This is a genomic window from Desulfosarcina sp. (genome assembly GCF_046496365.1).
Classification (GTDB): domain Bacteria; phylum Desulfobacterota; class Desulfobacteria; order Desulfobacterales; family Desulfosarcinaceae; genus Desulfosarcina.
Genome location: NZ_JAWOHB010000002.1, coordinates 1 through 2,934, shown reverse-complemented (window position 1 = coordinate 2,934; position 2,934 = coordinate 1). Strand labels below are relative to the sequence as shown.

Genomic DNA, 2,934 nt, shown 5'->3' with positions numbered 1-2,934 from the left:
ACCCTGCGGGGCCTGCATTACCAGGTGCCGCCCCACGAAGAGGCCAAGCTGGTGCGATGCATCCGGGGCGCGGTTTTCGATGTGATCATCGATCTGCGCAAAGGCAGTGGCAGCTACGGTCGGTGGTTTGGCACCGAGTTGACCGCCGACGCTCCCCGGCTCTTCCACATGCCCAAGGGCACGGCCCACGGATATCTCTCCCTGGCGGACGATTCGGAGATCCTCTATCTGGTTTCCGAATTCTACACACCCGGCGCCGAACGGGGGATCCGGTGGGACGACCCGGCCTTCGACATCCTGTGGCCGATGACCGACAATCTGATGGTCTCGGATAAGGATCGCACCTGGCCTGATTTCTGCCTGGTCTGCTGAGCCGTCGGAGCCATTGGAACAGTTTTGACCTCGTCTATAGCACCCATAGGACTGATACCGGCCGCGGGGCGCGCGAATCGGATTGCACCCCTGCCATGCAGCAAGGAGATATTTCCGATTGGCCTTCAGGCCATCGCCGGCCTGAACGGTCCCAGGCCCAAAGTGGCGGGCCAGTACCTGCTGGAAAACATGAAAGCAGCCGGTGCGCAAAAAGCCTTCATCATATTGCGAAAGGGCAAGTGGGACATCCCCGCTTATTTCGGCTGCGGCAAATCTATCGGTTTGAACCTTGCCTACCTCATGATGGACCTGCCTTACGGTGCGCCCTACACCCTGGACCAGGCCTTTGCCTTCATCGCCAACGACACGGTTCTCTTCGGGTTCCCGGACATCCTGTTCAGCCCTCCCAGTGCCTACCGCATCCTGGTGAAACAGCTTACGGCATCCGGGGCAGATATCGTCCTGGGTCTGTTCAAGGCCCAAAACCCGCGGAAAATGGATATGGTGGAATTGGATGATTCTGGAAAAATCCGCGGCCTCGATATCAAGCCCCGTCAAACCCGCTTGGACTACACGTGGATCATCGCCGCGTGGACGCCGGCATTCACAAGCTTCATGCACAGCCATCTCCAGTCCCGGGAGGAAACCGTCGCGGCCCGCATTGAAGCAGGCGGCCGTGAGATCTATGTCGGTGATGTGATCCAGGCAGCCCTGGAAGAGGGCCTTCACGTCGACCTGGTTCGCTTCGACGATGGCGACTACCTGGACATCGGGACCCCGGAGGATCTGTACAAAGCGGAGGCCTTTGTGCGCAGGTATCCGTAATCACAATTGCAATAAATCGAAAACAACAAATACCGTGCGTTCTGGATGCCCCCCGACGAGGACGGGGTGGGGGTTTTTTCCCGATTCTGCCAGAGCGTTCCAAAACACCTTACAACGCCATTAATGTCACCAGGAGAATAATTCCGTGATCATCGTCGATACGGCTTTGCAGAAAAGAGAGGCTGAGGGTAGGCCCATACGGGTCGGTCTGGTCGGGGCGGGGTACATCGGACGCGGGATGACCCTTCAAATCGAACGCTACATTCCCGGGATGAAAGTGGCGGCCATCGCCAACCGAACTGCGGCACATGCCCAAAAGGCGTATCACCAGGCCGGTCATGATGATTATCTGCAGGCGCAGAACAGTTCTCAGATCTCCGAGGCGGTGGCGGCGGGCCGCCCCGTTGTCACGGAAGACGCACTGGCCTTGTGTGACGCCGAGGGCATTGACGTGATCATCGAGGCCACCGGCCATGTGGAATACAGCGCCCATGTGGCCGAGCAGGCCATTGCAAGCGGAAAGCACCTTGTATTGATGAATGCGGAATTGGACGCCACCGTCGGGCCTATTCTCAAAGTGCATGCCGACCGGGCTGGGGTTGTGGTTACCAATGCGGACGGCGATCAGCCCGGCGTCATGATGAACCTTTTGAGATTTGTGCGGACCATCGGGTATCAACCGGTTCTGGCCGGTAACATCAAGGGGTTGCAGGATCATTATCGTACACCGGAGACGCAAAAGGGTTTTGCCGCAGCTAACGGCCTCTCGCCTGAAATGGCCACTTCATTTGCCGACGGGACGAAAATCTCCATGGAGAACGCCATTGTAGCCAATGCCACAGGCTTCAAGGTGGGCGTGCGCGGTATGTACGGCCCAAGATGCAAACATGTCAACGAGGCGGTTTCATTGTTTCCGTTGGAGGAGATGCTCGAGAACGGGTTGGTCGATTATATCCTGGGCGCAGAGCCTGGGCCGGGAGTTTTTATTTTAGGCTACAACGAACACCCCGATCGAAAAGATTATATGCGTTATTTTAAAATGGGAGAAGGACCGCTTTATGTCTTTTATGTCCCTTATCATCTGCCGCACCTGGAGGGGCCCCTGACGGCCGCGCGGGCGGTGCTTTTTAATGATGCCGCGGTGGCACCGCTGGGCGGGCCCGTGTGTGATGTAATTACCATCGCCAAGACAGACCTGAAAGCCGGTGAAATCGTCGATGGCATCGGGGGGTTTAAGGCCTATGGGACTATTGAAAATTCAGAGGTCTGCCGAGAAGAAAGCCTGCTCCCAATGGGTTTGGCGGAAGGGTGCAGGCTGCTCAAGGATATTGATAAAGATCAGGTGATCCGTTACACCGACGTGCAGCGTCCCAACGATCGGTTGGTCGATCGATTGAGGGAGGAGCAGGATAGATATTTTTGAACCGATTAATGATTGTTATTTAGCTTTGCGCTTTGTGGGCACGGAAAACTCGAAAAACGGAATTGTGAGCTATGCCAAAAAATGCAAAAGCGGCCGCATTGGCCGCTGACTTATCAGAAAAAATCACCGTGATAAAACCCAACTCGGGCTGGAAGATATTCGACTGGGAAGAGCTGCGACAATACAGAGATCTCTTCTTTTCTATGGTCTTGCGTGAAATAAAAGTTCTCTATGCGCAAACAATCCTGGGTTTTTCCTGGGCCATTTTACAGCCGCTGATTCAAATTGTTATTTTCACCATTGTTTTCGGGAAA

General features: G+C 55.5%; 3 protein-coding genes and 1 pseudogene. All 4 read left to right on the top strand.

Annotated features, from left to right (window positions below; translation table 11 throughout):
* Positions 1-372: dTDP-4-dehydrorhamnose 3,5-epimerase family protein (locus R6V78_RS00090; RefSeq protein ID WP_410287278.1), on the top strand; the 372-nt coding region annotated here is incomplete at its 5' end.
* 24 nt (positions 373-396) lie between these two features.
* On the top strand, positions 397-1,197 hold the full coding sequence (locus tag R6V78_RS00085; RefSeq protein ID WP_410287277.1) for an NDP-sugar synthase: 801 nt from the start codon (positions 397-399) through the stop codon (positions 1,195-1,197).
* Between the two features lie 145 nt (positions 1,198-1,342).
* A complete protein-coding gene (locus tag R6V78_RS00080; protein ID WP_410287276.1) occupies positions 1,343-2,620 on the top strand; it encodes an NAD(P)H-dependent oxidoreductase in 1,278 nt (425 codons plus the stop codon).
* Positions 2,621-2,691: 71 nt separating this feature from the next.
* Positions 2,692-2,934: pseudogene (locus tag R6V78_RS00075) on the top strand (hypothetical protein); the annotation flags it as partial.